The organism is Paucilactobacillus nenjiangensis, assembly GCF_005405445.1.
GTDB lineage: Bacteria > Bacillota > Bacilli > Lactobacillales > Lactobacillaceae > Paucilactobacillus > Paucilactobacillus nenjiangensis.
The window spans coordinates 20662-38380 of sequence record NZ_BJEB01000014.1; the positions used below are offsets into that span (position 1 = coordinate 20662).

Consider the following 17719-nt stretch of genomic DNA (forward strand, 5'->3'; position numbering starts at 1 on the left):
ATTATTAATTAATCAATTAAATAATTAGAAGGTTTTTGCTGTTTCCGTCGATAAACAAAGATACTGAGCATCACAATGAAAACAATCAATGATAATAATTGTGACACACGTACTTGGCCAAATAGATACAAGCTATCAGTTCGCATTCCTTCAACAAAAAATCGACCAAATGAATACCAAATCGCATAACTTAACGCAATTTCTCCCCGTTTAAACAGACCTCTTTTATGCCGTAAACTAAGGAGTAAGATCAAGCCAACAAAATTCCATACTGATTCATATAAAAAAGTTGGTTGATGATATGCACCGCCAATGTACATCTGTTGCACGATAAAGTTAGGCAAGTGTAACTGCTGCAAAAAACTGCGTGAAACAGCAGACCCAAAGGCCTCCTGGTTAACAAAGTTACCCCATCTTCCAATAACTTGACCTAACATAATGCCTGGCGTAACAACATCTAGGACCTGCCAAACTGATAAGCTACGCTGCCGACAGAAGACGATCAATGTAATCCCACCAGCAATTAGGCCACCATAAATGGCAATACCCCCTTGCCAAATCGCAATGATCTCATTTAAATGTTGTGAATAATACTGCCATTCAAAAATGACATAATAGATTCGTGCGCCAATCAATCCAATTGGCAATGCCCAGAATACTAAATCATAAATGTCATCTGCAGAAATCCTTTGTCGCTTAGTTTCGTTAATTGCAAGCAGCACACCAAGTACTGCCCCACTTGCAATAATAATACCGTACCAATGAACCAGAAAAGGTCCTAATTTAAACGCGATCGGGTTTAGTGCTCCCATATGATCATTCCCTCCTAATTATTCAATGGTAGTTTAACTGTAAAAATAGTCCCAACACCTAATTCACTGTCCACAGAAACTGAGCCACCATGAGCCACCACGATTGCTTTAACAATTGCTAAACCAATCCCTTGGCCGCCTTGTTGGCGATTTCGTGCTGGATCAGCCATATAGAAATGATCAAATACATGTGGGACATCCTTTTCTGCAATTCCACTACCGTTGTCTTCAATAGTTAAAACAACATTATCTGCTACATGTTTTAACTTAATTATTATTTTGCCCTTTGTTTGTGTAAATTTTATGGCGTTTGACAATAAATTGGTAATAACCTGATTTATTTTATTTGGGTCAATTGCAACGATGATTTTTTCCGTCTGGTAATCAAGCGTTATTCTTTTCTCCTCAAGATTACTTTGAAAATTATTTAAAACCTGCTGTATCAATTTACTAAGATCAGTATCAACTTTGATTAACTTATCCTCGCGATGTTCAATTGAAGCAATATTTTCAATATTATTGATCAAGTGGGTCAACCGTATAACTTCATCATTTAAACTAACCAATCTTGCCTCATCAATTGGCCAGATTCCATCGATCATCGCTTCTAGCGAACCCTGAATCGTTGTTAATGGCGTGCGTAATTCATGAGCAATATCGGAAGACAAACGCTCCCGTAGCGCCTGATTCTTGGATAACTGGCGTGAAAGTTCGTTAGTTACATTTACTAGCGCATTTACCTCTACGATTTGTGTTTGTTGCGGTAACTGGTTTCGATAATCCCCAGACGCTACCGCCTGAGTAAAGGATACAATTTGTCGTAACGGTCTACTTAGATCACGAGCTATCCATACTGCAATGACTATTGCAACTAAAAATACAAAGATTGAAATACCGGCCAAACTAATTCGTAAATCATTGATAAATGCGACATCATGTCGTGTATACCCTAAAGCATCATTATGTGAGAATTGTACTAGGGCGACTTTTTTGGAATTAATCTTGATAGCTCCATTTTTTTTGTTCATACTATCTATATTTTTGGTATTAGTAGCCCTATGTAACAAGGTTTGACTTGGTTCCCATATTATTTTATTGTCAGTATTTTTCAAAACCAAAATAAGACCATCTTGCAATGCTCTAACACCGATCTTTTTAACTTTGGCCGGTTTCCAAGTACCATTGTTGATCAGATAACTAACCTTTAATTCGTTTTTATATGCGGTGAGCGTTGTATCATGTTTTTTCTGCACATATTTGTCAAAATGATCACTAACTAAACTCATGGTCATTAAACTAATTGAACCTACGATCAATAACACCAAAAATATAAAAGAGATTATTAGCTGTGTCCGAATCTGTCGTTTCATTCATCTTTACTCCCACCAAAACGGTAGCCTCGGCCATGAACCGTTATTATATAAACCGGCTTAGTATTATCACTTTCAATTTTTCGTCGTAAATTTTTAATATGAGAATCAATCATCCGATCTAGTCCGTCATAGTCAATTCCTCTAGTTAAATCGATTAACTGTTCACGGGTAAATATTTGTCGATAATAGTTCGCCATTGTTGCAAGAATATCATATTCTGTATGCGTCAGTGCAATCTCCATATCATGGACAAAAACTTGTTGCGATTCTAATTTGATTTTTAACTGTCCATTGTTAAAGGAGATAACTTTTTCCGCTTGTTCTTCTGTGACACGTCGTAGTACGGTTTTTATCCGTTCTACTACCACTCGTGGACTAAAAGGCTTAACTACATAGTCATCGGCGCCAGATTGCAATCCGTTAACAATACTTTCATCACTTGATTTTGCCGTCAACATAATTATCGGTGTTTTACTATCTTGCCGTATTCTTCTGGTCACTTCATTACCATCTAAATCTGGTAGCATAAGATCAAGCACCACCAGGTTAGGCTGCCATTTATAAAACTTGGTCAAAGCTTCCGTTCCCGAGTAGGCCACCTCAACTTCAAATTTTTGTGCGATTAAATAGGCGGTAACTATATCTACAATTTTCTTTTCATCATCGACAACTAAAATTTTAGTCAAATTTTTTCATCTCCATATATTTTGCACATAATCTCCATACATCTCTGGCATAATTATCAAAAAGAAAAAGAAGTGAACAAATATGTGGATGCTAGCAACAATTCTTCTAATTATCTTCTGCCCACTGCTACTATTCATCATGATGCTGGGTTTAATTCCACCACAACAACTTGACAGCATTAAGCAGACTTGGCGTAATTTCATTAAGCGAATTAAGTGACCGTTACGGCACAACTTGAATTTGGCCCATCATTCCGGTCTCTTCATGTTCAAGATTATGGCAATGATACATAAAAACCCCAGGTTGCGTGAATTTAATCATAATTTTATATTGGTTCCCCGGTCTTGTCATAATTGTGTCTTTTCTCCCTTGCATGTTACTTGCGGGTGTGTTGCCATTAACGCTCAATAACCGAAACTGAACGCCATGGATGTGAAAAGGGTGGATCTCACCCATCATATTATCCTTGTTACTAATCTTCCAAATTTGTGTCGTATTTTGTTTTACCTTTATATCAATTCGTTTCATTGAAAACTGCTTATTATTGATGCTTACCATATGTCCCATACCAGATAAGGTGATGTTTTGAACAACTTTTCGATTGAAATTATTGACCGACTGAATATTCGTTAGTCGATGGGGTAATTTTGCTTCTCCTCCACGATTGCTCTTTATCCTCATTGTCAGAACGCTACTTTCCTTAGACTTTAGCTTGACCTGACTTCCCTGCGAGTAACCACCTAAATCCACGACGACTTCTGCCCGCTCTCCAGGTGTTAGTATAATTTGTTTCTCTGGAACTGGCTTTTTTAAAAATCCACCATCGGTACCAATCTGGTAAAGAGGTCTACCATCATTGAGTTTAAAAATATATTTACGGGCATTGGAACCATTTAATAGGCGTAATCGAATATATTTAGTTGTTGTTTCGATATATGGATTCTGAGTACCATTTACTAATAATTTATCACCTAATGTCCCATTACTAGATGCAGCCTGCCTATAATTCAATTGGTTATTTTTATCAAAGTTTCGATCCTGTACAACAACTGGAAAATCATCTTTACCATAAGTTTTGGGTAACTTTATTCGCCTACTATTTTGATCATCAACCAACAAGAAGCCAGCTAGTCCTTTATAAACCTGAATAGCCGTACTGCCAACAGCATGAGGATGATACCAAAGCGTTGCTGCTGGTTGATTAACTTTGAAATTTATTAGTCTACTCTGGCCCGCTGCAACAGTTTGATGTGGCCCACCATCACTTGAGCTTGGCAAAATTGCACCATGCCAATGAAAAGAGGTCGATTGTTTTAAATGATTTTGCGTACGAATATAAATATTTACTCCTTTTTCAACTCGAATTGTTGGTCCAAGAAACGAACCATTATAGCCATACGTTTTAGTCTTTTTCCCAGATAATAACTGCGTTACTCCAGTTTGCGCGCGTAAAGTGTAGTAAATATTATTATTATCAATTGAATCAGGCTTTAGGACTGGTGGAACAATCAATCTGTGTTGTTTTTCTTGGTTATTGCTGATTCGTGAGTTCGTATTTGACATCATTCCGCCCTTAACTGGCGATTGTTTAAATTTAATTAGCCAAAACGCATTAAGCACAACTACGACGACAATAAAACTAATGAGTATTAAATAAAATTGCCTGTGTCGCACAGCATTAACCCCCTGTCTTACTTTCTAATTCGTAACGTTTGAGCATTGATGGCAACAACAACAGTTGAAATCCCCATCAGAATTGCGCCTAAAGCAGGACTTAATACAATGCCAACAAATGCTAGTATCCCAGCGGCCAACGGAATAGCAAAAATATTATAACCCGCACCAAACCACAAGTTCTGTATCATTTTTCTAGTCGTATGTTTTGCTAATTTTAAGAAATTCAAAATGTCGGACGGATCACTTCGCACTAATACAATATCGGCAGAATCCACTGCAACATCAGTTCCTGCACCAATAGCGATTCCTACATCTGCACGGACAAGACTCGGCGCATCATTAACCCCATCACCAACCATGGCAACTTTAAGTCCCCTACTTTGATATTGCTGAACAATTTTTTCTTTATCATCAGGTTTTAATTCAGCATGTACGTCCTCTTTGGCGATACCAAGTTGGGCAGCTACCAATTGAGCCACTTGTTGATTATCACCAGTCAACATAACCGGACGAATATGTTGTGTTTTAAGGCCATCGATCAAGGTTATTGCTGCTGATTTAATTTGATCTCCTTGGGCGACAAAGCCCACGTTTTTATTAGCAACAAGAAGAAAACTAACCGTGTTGCCTGCAGATGCTAAGCCATTAACTAACTTTTTATCATACTTAATTTTATTTTCACGCAAATATTTTTCGTTGACAATTGTCATATTTTTTTTATTTATTTCGCCTTGTATACCAACTCCAGGAATGTTTTGAATATTTTCCGCAGACATTATCTTTAAATTTAATTCTTTTATTTTTGATAATATTCCTACTGACAATGGGTGACTTGAACCAGACTCAAGTGACCCCATCAGTGATAAAATTTGTGCGTCTGAATATATTGTATCGGTCGCCTTGTATTCATTGACAGCAAAATCACCTTCTGTCAAGGTCCCTGTCTTATCCATGAGAACTACGTCTAACTTAGTGGCGTCTTCTAATGACTGACGTTTTCTAGTTAATAATCCGTTTTGGGCCCCTATTGAAGTCGAGCGTGCAACTACCAATGGGATGGCAAGCCCTAAAGCATGAGGACAAGCAATAACTAAAACTGTAACAGTGCGTTCTAACGCCATGTTAAAGTCGCCCGAAATCAATAACCATACTATAAAAGTAAGAATTGCTACACTAACGGCAGCATAAACTAATAGTCCAGCAACCCTGTCAGCAATCCCCTCCGCCTTAGATTGTTCTTTTTGTGCATTACTGACCATTTGCATAACTTGTGCTAAATAACCTGACTGGCCAGTACCGGTCACCTTAACCATGATAGAACCCGAGCCATTGGTAGAACCACCAATCACCTTATCATTTTCTACTTTAGCTACTGCTTTAGATTCGCCAGTTACTAACGCCTCATTTACAGTTGTATTACCAGTAAGAACAACGCCATCGGTAGGTATTTTCTCTCCCGCCTTAACAATAACTGATTCACCAATCACAACCTCATTTAACGGTTTTTCAATATGATCACCATTATCCGTGATAACAGTAGCCGTATTGGGTAATAGAGCGGCCATTTTTTCAAGGGCATTACCAGCAGCCATAACAGCATTCATTTCAATCCAATGACCTAATAACATAATATCAATCAAGGTCGCCAGCTCCCAAAAAAAATCCATAACGTGCGCGTTTGATACAAAGAATTGATTAATTGTGAATGCATAAAGACTATAAAAATAAGATACTGTTATACCCAGTGCAACTAGTGTCATCATTTCTGGTTTTCTTTGCTTTAATTCTGCTCTTGCCCCCTTAATAAAAGGTGCTCCACCATAAACGTATAGAAAAGTGGCTAAAATTAGCACTAGCCATTCTGAACCAGGAAAAGTTAAACTTGGCATAAAACTGAACTTTATCATTGGTGATAATGCAATAATTGGAAGCGAAAAAATTAGAGAAACCCAAAACTTATGTTTCATATTTCCCATGTGCATCATTTGTCCGCCATGTTGCATTATATCGCCGCTGCTAGATTCCATATCCATATGATCATTCATTGATTTCATATTGCGATCAGGATGTTGCTTTGAATGCAATTTATTATTTTTCATTTTTACACCTCTATTAAGTTATCAGCTTGATACTTACTTTCTATTACTGATAAAGCCTTTATCTGCATATAAATCAATACAGAGTGACTCGCTAAATCAAAATGGGTTTCCTCCACTCCGTCAATTGAATGTAACTCAAAAAATATTGTTTTTACAGCATTTTCACAGCATATTCCACCTAAAATTAGTCTAATTTTTTTCATTTATTTTTAACTCACCATCATCAGTTTGACCTTCTTGCAAATTAGCTTCTACAAGTACTAAAAATTCTTCTGGCGACAACGTTTCCCGTCTTGAAAGTAATCTTTGAATAAAAACAGAGACAACTATCGATTCACTATATTGGGCATAATAATGGGCCTGATGATAATAGGTATCTTTAGTAACCAAGGACTTGCTTACGAGTCGAAATAGTAATGTTTTAACAGTGCTGGGCCGCCAAGTTTGTCGTCGCCGGATTGCCTGGTAAATATCTTTAGTTGAAATCCCGGGATAATGCCAGATAATTCGCAAAATTTCGTACTCAGCATTAGTTACACAACCAATACAATTATCTTTTACCTCGTAATCTAACAAAATAATCACCTCTATTGATTATAGCTATAACATAACATTTACGATTACATTTGTAAACCATAATGTCAAAAAATTATTCACGTCCTTGGATGGAAACGTGATCAGCCGTATTTTTAGTAATAAAGTGTTGTAGTTCAACCGAATTTTCATTAAAAATGAGGTTAAACCTTTTATTTTGCTTTGACTGACCAGTCACTACTAGAATTATTTTTCCAGATGTGATCTGCTTATTTGTCATTGTTAATTGTTGAATATCCTTAAAGTTTATTAATGTTGGCAACAAACTTGGTAACATAAATCCATCTTGAGCTACACCACTAACTCCCGACATAAAGCCTAGTACTATTAGAATAGCCAATAAAGAGCTGAGTAATATACTATTTCTAGCCGGAATCCACATAATGAAAGCAAGAATTAAAAATAAAATATTACTTGCTGCAACAATTACCATATAGTTAGACTTCCACAACAGTCGTGATTCTTGTCGTATATGAAATACGGCTAATAACATCAGTGCAAAAACCATTAGTCCTATAATAATCATATTCAAAAACCTCGCTTTCTATGTTCATTGTAAATTCCATTTATGGAGTTAATTTGTAGTTTGAATTTTAAACCAATTATTTTAAAACAGCCCAACTGATTATGTCCAGATTGTGAACATTAAAAATTGAACAAAAGGTCCATACAAGATATTTTTATACAAACACTTGCATTTATTTGTCACACCATACTGTATAGTACAAGATAATAAAAAAGGGGGCCCAAAACCAATCGAGTCCACCTACTCCTTGAACGTTATGAAGAATAAAGATGGTGATATGGTGATTTTCACTAATCCAACAATCGCGGCCGCTCCGACTAAGGCCAAAATAGCCGAAAAGCAACTTCAAACGGATAGCACAATTAACGCTGAAACCACTGGTAGCATCACTAAGTTTCTAACAACTTTCTTTACTCTTTATCCAAGTGGCACCGCCAATGAACTAAAATATTACGTTGCTGGTGGTACGAAACCGTTAAATAAAGACTATCGGTTTGCGGAATTAGTTAATCCCACATTCCATCGTCAAGGTGACAATATTCAAGTTGACGCAACTGTTAAGTTTCTCGATAGTGAGACGGATATGATCCAGTATTCGCAGTACACACTTGTTTTAGAAAAGTCAGGTTCAAACTGGACAATCAAGTCCGGTTTGTAGAAAATAAAAACGCGGCACTCAATTTGAATGTCGTGTATACATACTTATTTGAATTGTAAAATAGTCTTAATTATCCTAATGTAATTAAAACTAAAATCAAAGGTTTGTTAATAGATGCTATGTTGATTTTAAATAATGCTTGACGTTTGCATAGACATAGGTCTATATTACAAACATAGATGCGCGTCTATATTTATAATGTACGGTCTTGGTCACTGCCAGGAGTTGGACTTGGCTAATAAATTAGCTTAAATCGTGGAATCGAGGTTTACAAATGGACTATCAAAAGTATGTTCAAATGCTTAAAGCAATGGCTGATCCCAATCGTTTGAAAATTATTGATCTGCTTTCTTGTGGCTCTTTGTGCGCCTGTGATATTTTAGAGCATTTTGACTTTTCACAGCCGACCTTATCCCACCATATGAAAGTATTGCAAAATGCAGGTATCGTGGCCGCACGTAAAGAAGGTAAATGGCAGCATTATACGCTACAGGCCGAATTCATGGCGACCTTTAAACAAGATACGGCACAATTATTGTCCAGTGATGATCAGTGTGTCTGTCATGATGTGACTTGTACAGCGTGTGCTTCCGGAAAGGTTGTTGTAACTAATGAAAAAAATTGAATTATTTGAACCAGCAATGTGCTGCTCGACTGGCCTTTGTGGTCCGTCCGTTGATCCTGCTCTTTTAATGATCACGTCAGCTTTTGATGCGCTGCAAGGCGTTAAAACGATTGAAGCCGATCGTTACAATCTCAGTAATAATCCTGACGTGTTTAGCGAACGGGCTGATATTTTAGCAGCAATCAAGGATGATCCCGATGCCGTATTGCCGATCACCGTTGTTGATGGGCAGATCGTTAAAACTGGTGCTTATCCAACTATTGACGAGTTATCTGACTATACGGGGCTGGTTTTTGTGCCGGCTGAGCAGTCAGGTGGTTGCTGTGGCGGTGCCAGTGGCTGTTGTTGATTTTACTTAATTTAAGAGATGGCACGGCCATTTCTTTTTAAATAATGTATAGACAATCATCTATATAACTGAGGAGGATATCGATGCAAGACTATCAACCACAAAAAGCACATTTAACGCATTACTTGTTTTTTACCGGTAAAGGCGGCGTGGGTAAAACGACAACGGCCAGCGCCACGGCAATCAATTTAGCCGATGCTGGTAAGCAAGTTATGTTGGTTTCCACCGACCCAGCCAGTAATTTACAAGATGTTTTCAATACAGAATTAACTAATAAACCACAGGCAATCAACGGGGTGCCCGGCCTATTTGCCGCTAATTTCGATCCGGTGACGGCTGCTGGTGAGTACCGGGAAAGTGTTGTTGGCCCTTACCGCGGGGTATTGCCTGATGCCGCAGTTAAAAACATGGAAGAACAACTATCCGGCTCTTGTACCGTCGAGATCGCTTCGTTTAATGAGTTTGCCAATTTCCTAACTGATCCGACGATCGACCAGCGTTTTGATTATATTATTTTTGACACGGCACCGACTGGCCATGCCTTACGGATGTTGCAACTACCCGCGGCGTGGAATAATTATTTAGCTGAAAATGATCGCGGTGCTTCTTGTCTCGGTCAATTAGCAGGCATGGGTGATAAAAAAGCCGTTTACGCCAAGGCCGTAGCAACACTGAGTAATAGCGAGTTGACTACCTTAATGTTAGTCACACGACCACAAAAGACAGCGTTACTTGAGGCGGCCCGGGCGGCTCAGGAACTAGCTGCAATCGGGATGCAAAATCAACAATTGATCATTAATGGGACGCTTAAGGCACCAATGGATCAGGATTCGCAAGCTATTTATACGCAACAACAAGCTGATTTGCAGCAGATGCCGGCGATTTTAAAGGAATTTACCCAATATGAGGTCCCATTGCGGGCCTATAATGTGACTGGCCTAGATAAATTGCGCTTAGTTTTACAAGCAGAACAACCGGTATTGGCAGCTTATCCGCCGCTGAACAATGATTATCCCACCTTAGATCGGATCGTTGCTGATCTGATCAAAACGAATAAAAAAATCATTTTTACAATGGGTAAAGGCGGTGTCGGTAAAACAACGGTTGCAGTCCAAATTACGCAAAAGCTGGTCGCCCAACATAAAACGGTGCACTTAGCGACCACTGATCCCGCCGATCATCTTGATTTTTTCAAAACAGATGATCCAGCAGTTACGATCAGTCATATTGACGAACAACAAGTGTTGCAGGATTATCAAGCTGAAGTGTTAGCTGCGGCACGGCAGACGATGCAGTCGGCTGACGTCGATTACGTCGCCGAAGATCTGCGGTCACCCTGCACGCAAGAAATTGCCGTTTTCCGCGCTTTTGCCAATATTGTGGCGCAAAATGACAGCGATGTGGTGGTGATCGATACCGCACCAACTGGGCACACTTTGTTGCTGCTGGATTCAACGCAAAGCTATGCTAAGGAAGTGCAACGCACAGCTGGTGATGTGCCACAGGCCATTATTGAGCTATTACCAAGGTTGCAAGATCCCGCTCAGACCGAGATCGTGATGGTGACTTTACCAGAAACCACGCCGGTCTACGAATCAATGCGGCTTAATGAAGACTTGAAGCGCGCAAAGATCGCGCATACCTGGTGGCTGGTCAATCAAAGTATGTTAGCCACACAAACCACGCATCCGTGTTTACAGGCGCGTGCCCAAAATGAAGTTGAATGGATCGAAAAAGTCAAAGCCATTTCGGCCGATTATTTTGCGGTGGAACAATGGCAACCTAATTTTGAACAAACGTTATTAACTATTTAAATAAAAATCAGTTGATCAGGGTAGTGGTACCCTGATTTTGGTCGTTGGAGGAAATTATGCAAGTTTTTTTAGCCGTTTTTATATTTTTACTCACGTTATTATTTGTTATCTGGCAGCCTAAAGGGTTATCGATCGGCTGGACCGCAATTGGTGGCGCATTACTGGCACTATTATTTCGGGTCGTCACGCTTCAAGATGTGGGCACTGTTACGGGAATCGTTTGGAACGCCACTTTATCGTTTGTCGCGATTATTTTGATCTCATTGATTTTAGATGAGATCGGCTTTTTCGAGTGGGCCGCGTTGCATATGGCGCGGTTGGCTAAAGGCAATGGCGTACGGATGTTCATTTTGATCGCCGTTTTAGGTGCGATCGTGGCGGCACTATTTGCCAATGATGGCGCCGCGTTGATTTTGACCCCGATCGTTTTAGCCATGGTCCGTGCGTTACATTTTGATGAAAAAAAAGTTTTCCCGTTTATTATTGCCAGTGGCTTTATTGCCGATGCCACCTCGTTACCTTTAGTCGTCAGTAATCTAGTTAATATTGTCTCTGCCGACTTTTTCGGAATTACGTTTTCCGAGTATGCACTGAGAATGTGGCTCCCGGATCTGTTCTCCTTAGTTGCTAGTATCAGCATTTTATACTTATATTTCCGCAAAGCGCTACCTAAGCGCTATGATGTCAGTCAAGTCGCTGAACCAAAATCGGCGATCAAGGATCAACGGTTATTTAAATTCTCTTGGGTCGTTTTGGCGGCGCTATTGATCGGCTACTTTAGTAGCAGTTTTCTAAATATTCCGGTCTCATTTATTGCCTTGACGATCGCCTTGATTTTCTTGTTGGTCGGTCAACAAAGCCCGCAAGTGGACACGCGGGCAGTCATTAAAGGCGCACCATGGAACATCGTCTTCTTTTCGCTGGGGATGTACGTGGTGGTTTATGGATTGCAAAATGTCGGTTTAACGGCGCTACTTGCCGGTGTGATCGCTAAAATGGCCACTGGCGGCCGCTTCGTGGCAACTATGGGCATGGGTTACTTAGCAGCGTTCTTATCATCAGCGATGAATAATATGCCAACAGTCATGATCAATGCCTTGTCGATCAAAGGCGCCAATGTATCGGGACTAATGCACCAAACCTTAGTTTATGCAAACATTATTGGTTCCGATCTAGGACCAAAGATCACACCAATCGGTTCACTAGCCACCTTAGTATGGTTACATGTTTTGGCGCAAAAAGGCGTCAAAATTGCTTGGGGAACTTATTTTAAAATTGGTATCACGATCACAATTCCAGTTTTATTCATTACTTTATGCGGCTTATGGTTATCATTAAGTATTTTCGGTTAAGAAAGGCTGGTTTATTATGATACAAACTAAATATGAACAGCAAAATTTGTTGGAAAGTAGTTTAAGCATAATTGACACTTTAGTGAGTCAAGCTGCAAAGACGGAAATAGGATCAATTGCTGCTGCTTATTTGATTCAAGCCAATCAAGAAATCAATTTACTTGAATTGCAATATAGTGGCGAATCAACGATCCAACAGCAGCTATATCGTGTGAAAATTGCATTTATAAAAATAAACCAATTAGTTTTAAACAATTTAGCAGTCAGTTATTTTCGTGATTATACACAGGTAGAGGAAGAGCTTGAACGTTTTCATCGTTTAATCGGCGAGGTAAAGCATGGTTAAAATTAAAATATTTGAAGAAGCAATGTGTTGTGCAACCGGTGTGTGGGCCTAGCGTAAATAAAATATTAGTTCAAACAACTGCGATTCAACGACATGTTAATGCGGATGGTAAGAACCTGATTATCCGTAGAAATCTCACTCAAAATCCAGATGCTTTTGCTCGTAATCATCAGATACAGGCGTTGCTAGAAAAATATGGGATTGCGATTTTACCCATAACCATAGTTGATGGGATAATTACTAAACAAGGTGGATATCCAACCTTCCAGGAATTTTCAAATTATTTACATCAAGATTTAAGTCGTGCACGCGTCCATTAACAAGTGTGGAGGAAATAAATAAGTGGCAAATAAAGCGGAAAAATTATTGATTATTGGTGGTAGTGATGCAGGGGTTTCAGCTGCCCTAAAAGCCAAAGAACTAAAACCAGAACTCGAAGTTCAAGTTTTGTTGGCAGATGAATATCCCAATTTGTCAATTTGTGGTTTACCTTATGCAATCAGTTGTGAGGTAGCTAATTGGCGGTCATTGGCTCATCGCGGTTTGAAAAAATTGACCGCGACCGGTGTCAAGTTTCAAATGAACATGATTGCAGAAAAAATTGACTCACAGCAACATGAAGTTGTGGTACATTCGCTTTCAGGTGAGTTAAAAGTATATCACTATAATCACTTGGTTGTGGCAACCGGGGCAAAACCCAAGCTATCGCATATTAAGGGTGTTGATCTATCACGAACACAACAGTCGCGCAAAGTCCATGTTCTGCACACAATGGCGGATTACTTTGCAATCGAAAAAAATCTAGCTACAAATGATACTCAAGAAGTGGCAATTGTTGGTTCGGGCTATATTGGGATTGAAATGGCAGAAGCCCTAAAAAAACGCCAATTAGATGTAACTATTTTTCAGCGCAGTACAGAAATACTTTCCACTGTAGATGCTGATTTAGGCCAAATTGTTCATCGAAAATTATCTATGAATTCAGTTAATGTTGTTACTGGCTTAACCGTTTCAGAAATAAACGAAAACAATCGAAATGTGGAAGTTATTGGCTTAAATGAACGTCATAAGTCAGAAGCTTATAAGTTCGATTTAGTGTTAATTGTAGTTGGGGTGCAACCTAATGCCGAATTACTTATTAAGGCTGGAGCAACAACGGGAATTGCAGGTGCAATCAAGGTTGATCAATATATGCATACCTCATTACCTGATATATGGGCGGCTGGTGATTTAGTAGAAACAAAACACCATTTGCTAGGCAAAACGTATTTACCATTAGGTACAACTGCTCATAAACAGGGACGAACTGCAGGCTTTAATATTGCAGGTATTCAACGTGCCTTTAAAGGTAGTATCGGAACACAGGTTTTAAAAGTATTCGATTTAGTGGTTGCACGAGCTGGGTTATTAGCAAGTGAGGCAATACATACAGGGTTCGATCCTCTAACGGTAACCACCGTTGTTGATGATCATAAGGCCTATTTCCCCGGCTCTCAAAAAATTAGAATCAGAATTACTGGTGATAAGAAAACTGGGCGGCTCTTAGGTGTACAGCTAATTGGTCATTATGGTAGTGAAGTGGCTAAACGTAGTGATATTTTTGCAACAGCAATTTTTAATGATATGACTGTGGCTGAAATCAGCGATCTGGACTTATCCTATTCACCACCAGTCGGATCACCTTGGGATGCGGTCCAAATTGCAGCACAAAATTGGGAACAACAAAACACAAAATATTTATTACCCTTAAATCGAAAACCTGTCTAATTGGAATGCAATATTTCAGTACGCTTTGCTTTTAATTGATTTTGAGTGATTTAAAAATTTGGACTGGAAAATGTTATTTGATTCTCAAAACAGTCGCAACAAAATAATCAAAGGGCTTGTTTAATTATAGGGTAATTAACGATGTTATTTCGTTAATTACCCTATTTTGAAAGAGCAACTACATTTTTCGGTATATCAATCAAACAAAATCTAAAAAATTTATCAATACGGTTTCATGTTTAATACTTGTTAAGTATTTGCTTGGTAAAAGGAGGAATCGTCATGTCTGATCAAGATGTCAAACAAGCTTTTTCACACTACGCCAAGCTATCACTCGTAAACAAAACTCGCTCACTCTATTCGCAAGAACAACACCAGGTTCCCCAAATGTCGTTGAATGAAGAAACAGTCGAGTATCCAATTGAGGAAAGACCACCGATTGTTAAGTTGCTTACAGCAGAACAGGCTGTCCATCTTGAAGAGTATTTTGTTAATGAACGCCTAATTATGTCAGTAGCCAGATTAACTGATTTACAAAAGAAGCTGCTTTATTATAAGTACGTTGAGCAACTGTCAGATAAGGCAATCGGCCAAATCTTTCATGTTAGTAGCCAAGCGATTTCCAAACAACATCGCAAGGTGTTAAGCAAAATCGGCGCAAAATTCTACGACTAGCTTAACTATAAGTATTCGATCTCCCCCCACACTCTCTAGAATTAGACGACCCAAATCTAACTCTAGGAGAGCGAACAGCGATGAATTATACCGAAACGATTTACGCCGCACAGCATGGTGATCCCCTTGCCATGGCACGGATATTGGAAGAATTTCAGCCACTAATTATTAGCATCACTTGTTGGGGTCAATTTAAATTTGACGAGGATCGTTATCAAATATTGAGTGAACATTTCATTCGCACCGTCTATAAATTTGATTTAGAGCGGTATTTATAGAACGACGAAGAAGCAAGTTAATCTTTTTTTGATTAATTTGCTTTTTTGGTTTCATCTTTTATTTTTATTTGTATGTATATAGTGAGCAGATAACATGAGCTGCGTGCCCTTTGACAATTGAATATTGCTACCCTAACTTTCTTACTTTTCTTGAACTGTTGATTGGTGGACGCCATGACCCAAGCGCGAGCGCCACCCACTTCTCAATTATGATCTTTAACTAGTGATCGTACAATTTAAGTAGATAATGATACTTCCGCGAGGCTCCCACGTAAGCAGGAGAGGTGAAATTCCTATGTCCGTTAGTGACGGAACAGGGTAACAAGTTCTAATATTAACTAGAATCAGTATTTTTCTTACGAGAGGAAGTGATGTTTTTCTTAACGCTGCAGCCAAAGCCCCTTTTACTTGATTGGAGATGATATTATCGCTACTTCAGAGTTTACAATCGTTATTAGCGACCAACAACAAAATAAGCTGCGTTCAGAAATCTACCAACTAATTATGAGTGAAGTCAAAAAAGTACGTGAAGATGCAGCAATCGGTGCTCGTTATCTAAAGAAAAAGGATTTATGTGATTATTTACAAATTGCTAACAATACATTAGATAATTGGATTGCTCAAGGCTTGCCGGTAATTATTGTTGGCGGTTGTGTTCGCTTTGATCGTCCAGCAGTTGATGACTGGTTAAAGAATAGAGCTGACGAATTAAATCATTCGAGGTAAAATGATTTCGAAGCCTTACGTTCGCTCTGATTAATTTCAATTAATTTTTTGGAGGAATGTAGTTATGACTATTAGCAAAACAAAATCAGGAAGTTATCTTGTAGAGGTGCAATACCCGAAAACGCTCAGACCCTTTTTTCGACAATAAACGCCGCTATAGGAAAACTCTGCCAAACTTCAAGGCCGCCAAGGTTCAAGAAGCGAATGTACTATTACAAATTGAACAAGTACGAAAGGATGATAGCCCCCGTTCATTACAAGTCAAAGGAGAAATGTCTTTCAGCGACTTTTACCACAATGTTTTCATGGATGTTTACGTTAAAGGTGCAACTGTTCGAACACACGTCGTACCAACCAGAGAAACTGTTGATTACCAAAAATCACTTTTCAGACTTCATATCCTACCAATGTTTGGTAATTACTCGTTGAATTATTTAAATAATCACAAAGAAGTTATCATTAGCGAGCTAACGATGAAATCTGCCACTTTTAGCAATATTCGTAACATTAAGAGCTATACTCGACAAGTTTTTGAGCTTGCAGAAGCAATGGATTACATTGAATATAATCGTGTTGGTAAGGTATTAAACATGATAGCGTCTCCTTATCATGATCAGCTGAAAAGGCAACGTCAAGCGAAAGGAGAAGCACTCACGGCGCCAGAACTGCTAGATTGGCTCGAAGCACTAGAAGAAGACTATCAAGCTGGCAAAATCACATTAATGCAGCACTTACTTTTCTTACTGACCTTACATGTAGGTGACCGTAAAAGTGAAACTTATGGTCTACAATGGCGCCACATCGATTTAAAAACTAATTCACTATTCATCATTCAGAGTCTTTCCAAATCTAAACAGCTCAAAGATACTAAAGGCCATAAGTTCACTCAACTAACTATTCCAGAAGAACTGGTTAGTGAGATTGCAGAATGGAAAGCGCAACAAGCTGAAGAGTTAGCGCAGATTGGAATTGAACAAACATCTGAACAATTTGTATTCACGTATACCGATTTTCGTGGTCACATGAATGTTCCCTTACATTCTGACTACCTAAATTACCGAATCAAGTCGATCCATCATCGGCATCCAGAATTAGCTAAATTACACCCACACAAGTTGCGCCACACTTTTGGTACACTTGCCCGTGAAGGTGGTGCTTCCCTTGAGGATATCTCCGAAGCACTCACCCATTCTGACTTAGCAACAACAAAGATCTACGTTAATACACCGGATATCATTTCCACCAAGGTGCACGAAATGTTCGTGAATCGTTTAAAAAAAGAGCGCACAAAAAACTCTCTGAGGATGTCGCTACGCTCCATTCCTCGTAACCATATCAAGAAATAAAACTGCCCTCAAGAT

20 protein-coding genes are annotated in these 17719 nt (G+C 38.9%); 12 read left to right on the forward strand and 8 right to left on the reverse strand.

What is annotated here, in order from left to right; genetic code table 11:
* Positions 1–8: 8 nt before the first annotated feature.
* The 8 genes from lgt to FFM59_RS03460 form a co-directional block, all read right to left on the reverse strand.
* A complete protein-coding gene (gene lgt / locus FFM59_RS03425) occupies positions 9–812 on the reverse strand; it encodes a prolipoprotein diacylglyceryl transferase (protein WP_137601659.1) in 804 nt (267 codons plus the stop codon).
* Positions 813–826: 14 nt separating this feature from the next.
* The gene (locus tag FFM59_RS03430; RefSeq protein ID WP_225420279.1) at positions 827–2182 is read right to left on the reverse strand and encodes a sensor histidine kinase; all 1356 of its coding nucleotides are present in this window, start codon (positions 2180–2182) and stop codon (positions 827–829) included.
* Positions 2179–2871 (reverse strand): response regulator transcription factor, encoded by a 693-nt coding sequence (locus FFM59_RS03435; protein WP_137601660.1) that lies wholly within the window; start codon positions 2869–2871, stop codon positions 2179–2181. The genes FFM59_RS03430 and FFM59_RS03435 overlap by 4 nt, the downstream gene beginning before the upstream one ends.
* 223 nt (positions 2872–3094) lie before the next feature.
* Positions 3095–4492, reverse strand: a complete 1398-nt coding sequence (locus FFM59_RS03440) for a multicopper oxidase family protein (RefSeq protein WP_137601661.1) — start codon at positions 4490–4492, stop codon at positions 3095–3097.
* A gap of 71 nt (positions 4493–4563) precedes the next feature.
* Entirely contained in the window at positions 4564–6648 is a 2085-nt protein-coding gene (locus FFM59_RS03445) for a heavy metal translocating P-type ATPase (RefSeq protein ID WP_137601662.1), read from the reverse strand.
* A 2-nt stretch (positions 6649–6650) separates the two neighbouring features.
* Positions 6651–6851, reverse strand: coding sequence for a hypothetical protein (locus FFM59_RS03450; protein WP_100070902.1), 201 nt, complete (start codon positions 6849–6851; stop codon positions 6651–6653).
* Positions 6838–7224 carry a BlaI/MecI/CopY family transcriptional regulator gene (locus FFM59_RS03455; protein ID WP_170175916.1) on the reverse strand — a complete coding sequence of 129 codons (387 nt, stop codon included), beginning with the start codon at positions 7222–7224 and terminating at the stop codon, positions 6838–6840. The genes FFM59_RS03450 and FFM59_RS03455 overlap by 14 nt, the downstream gene beginning before the upstream one ends.
* 73 nt (positions 7225–7297) lie before the next feature.
* Positions 7298–7675 (reverse strand): hypothetical protein, encoded by a 378-nt coding sequence (locus FFM59_RS03460; protein WP_125551016.1) that lies wholly within the window; start codon positions 7673–7675, stop codon positions 7298–7300.
* Between the two features lie 259 nt (positions 7676–7934).
* Between FFM59_RS03460 and FFM59_RS03465 the strand changes: the two genes are divergently transcribed.
* From FFM59_RS03465 to FFM59_RS03520, 12 genes are all read left to right on the forward strand, one after another.
* On the forward strand, positions 7935–8426 hold the full coding sequence (locus tag FFM59_RS03465; RefSeq protein WP_225420280.1) for a conjugal transfer protein: 492 nt from the start codon (positions 7935–7937) through the stop codon (positions 8424–8426).
* Between the two features lie 274 nt (positions 8427–8700).
* Positions 8701–9051, forward strand: a complete 351-nt coding sequence (locus tag FFM59_RS03470) for an ArsR/SmtB family transcription factor (RefSeq protein WP_010011732.1) — start codon at positions 8701–8703, stop codon at positions 9049–9051.
* Positions 9038–9400, forward strand: coding sequence for an arsenite efflux transporter metallochaperone ArsD (gene arsD / locus FFM59_RS03475; RefSeq protein WP_010011734.1), 363 nt, complete (start codon positions 9038–9040; stop codon positions 9398–9400). The genes FFM59_RS03470 and arsD overlap by 14 nt, the downstream gene beginning before the upstream one ends.
* An 83-nt stretch (positions 9401–9483) precedes the next feature.
* Positions 9484–11214 (forward strand): arsenical pump-driving ATPase, encoded by a 1731-nt coding sequence (gene arsA / locus FFM59_RS03480; protein WP_137601664.1) that lies wholly within the window; start codon positions 9484–9486, stop codon positions 11212–11214.
* Between the two features lie 56 nt (positions 11215–11270).
* Complete coding sequence (locus FFM59_RS03485; RefSeq protein WP_010011737.1) at positions 11271–12566, forward strand: arsenic transporter; 1296 nt, start codon at positions 11271–11273, stop codon at positions 12564–12566.
* A 16-nt stretch (positions 12567–12582) separates the two neighbouring features.
* Complete coding sequence (locus FFM59_RS03490; protein WP_010013529.1) at positions 12583–12912, forward strand: hypothetical protein; 330 nt, start codon at positions 12583–12585, stop codon at positions 12910–12912.
* An 11-nt stretch (positions 12913–12923) separates the two neighbouring features.
* Positions 12924–13232 carry an arsenic metallochaperone ArsD family protein gene (locus FFM59_RS03495; RefSeq protein ID WP_263854034.1) on the forward strand — a complete coding sequence of 103 codons (309 nt, stop codon included), beginning with the start codon at positions 12924–12926 and terminating at the stop codon, positions 13230–13232.
* 22 nt (positions 13233–13254) lie between these two features.
* Positions 13255–14679, forward strand: a complete 1425-nt coding sequence (locus FFM59_RS03500) for an FAD-dependent oxidoreductase (protein ID WP_137601665.1) — start codon at positions 13255–13257, stop codon at positions 14677–14679.
* Positions 14680–14961: 282 nt separating this feature from the next.
* Positions 14962–15354, forward strand: a complete 393-nt coding sequence (locus FFM59_RS03505) for a sigma-70 family RNA polymerase sigma factor (protein WP_010011742.1) — start codon at positions 14962–14964, stop codon at positions 15352–15354.
* An 80-nt stretch (positions 15355–15434) separates the two neighbouring features.
* Positions 15435–15632 carry a helix-turn-helix domain-containing protein gene (locus FFM59_RS03510; protein WP_010011744.1) on the forward strand — a complete coding sequence of 66 codons (198 nt, stop codon included), beginning with the start codon at positions 15435–15437 and terminating at the stop codon, positions 15630–15632.
* Between the two features lie 408 nt (positions 15633–16040).
* On the forward strand, positions 16041–16358 hold the full coding sequence (locus tag FFM59_RS03515; protein ID WP_010011745.1) for a helix-turn-helix transcriptional regulator: 318 nt from the start codon (positions 16041–16043) through the stop codon (positions 16356–16358).
* Between the two features lie 272 nt (positions 16359–16630).
* Positions 16631–17704, forward strand: a complete 1074-nt coding sequence (locus FFM59_RS03520) for a tyrosine-type recombinase/integrase (RefSeq protein WP_225420281.1) — start codon at positions 16631–16633, stop codon at positions 17702–17704.
* Positions 17705–17719: the final 15 nt, after the last annotated feature.

Bases quoted from the DNA above. Each gene is read 5' to 3' on its own strand.
- lgt (WP_137601659.1), bottom strand. From the start codon at position 812: ATGGGAGCACTAAACCCGATCGCGTTTAAATTAGGACCTTTTCTGGTT.
- FFM59_RS03430 (WP_225420279.1), bottom strand. From the start codon at position 2,182: ATGAAACGACAGATTCGGACACAGCTAATAATCTCTTTTATATTTTTG.
- FFM59_RS03445 (WP_137601662.1), bottom strand. From the start codon at position 6,648: ATGAAAAATAATAAATTGCATTCAAAGCAACATCCTGATCGCAATATG.
- FFM59_RS03450 (WP_100070902.1), bottom strand. From the start codon at position 6,851: ATGAAAAAAATTAGACTAATTTTAGGTGGAATATGCTGTGAAAATGCT.
- FFM59_RS03460 (WP_125551016.1), bottom strand. From the start codon at position 7,675: ATGGTAATTGTTGCAGCAAGTAATATTTTATTTTTAATTCTTGCTTTC.
- FFM59_RS03470 (WP_010011732.1), top strand. From the start codon at position 8,701: ATGGACTATCAAAAGTATGTTCAAATGCTTAAAGCAATGGCTGATCCC.
- arsD (WP_010011734.1), top strand. From the start codon at position 9,038: ATGAAAAAAATTGAATTATTTGAACCAGCAATGTGCTGCTCGACTGGC.
- arsA (WP_137601664.1), top strand. From the start codon at position 9,484: ATGCAAGACTATCAACCACAAAAAGCACATTTAACGCATTACTTGTTT.
- FFM59_RS03485 (WP_010011737.1), top strand. From the start codon at position 11,271: ATGCAAGTTTTTTTAGCCGTTTTTATATTTTTACTCACGTTATTATTT.
- FFM59_RS03490 (WP_010013529.1), top strand. From the start codon at position 12,583: ATGATACAAACTAAATATGAACAGCAAAATTTGTTGGAAAGTAGTTTA.
- FFM59_RS03505 (WP_010011742.1), top strand. From the start codon at position 14,962: ATGTCTGATCAAGATGTCAAACAAGCTTTTTCACACTACGCCAAGCTA.
- FFM59_RS03510 (WP_010011744.1), top strand. From the start codon at position 15,435: ATGAATTATACCGAAACGATTTACGCCGCACAGCATGGTGATCCCCTT.
- FFM59_RS03520 (WP_225420281.1), top strand. From the start codon at position 16,631: ATGTCTTTCAGCGACTTTTACCACAATGTTTTCATGGATGTTTACGTT.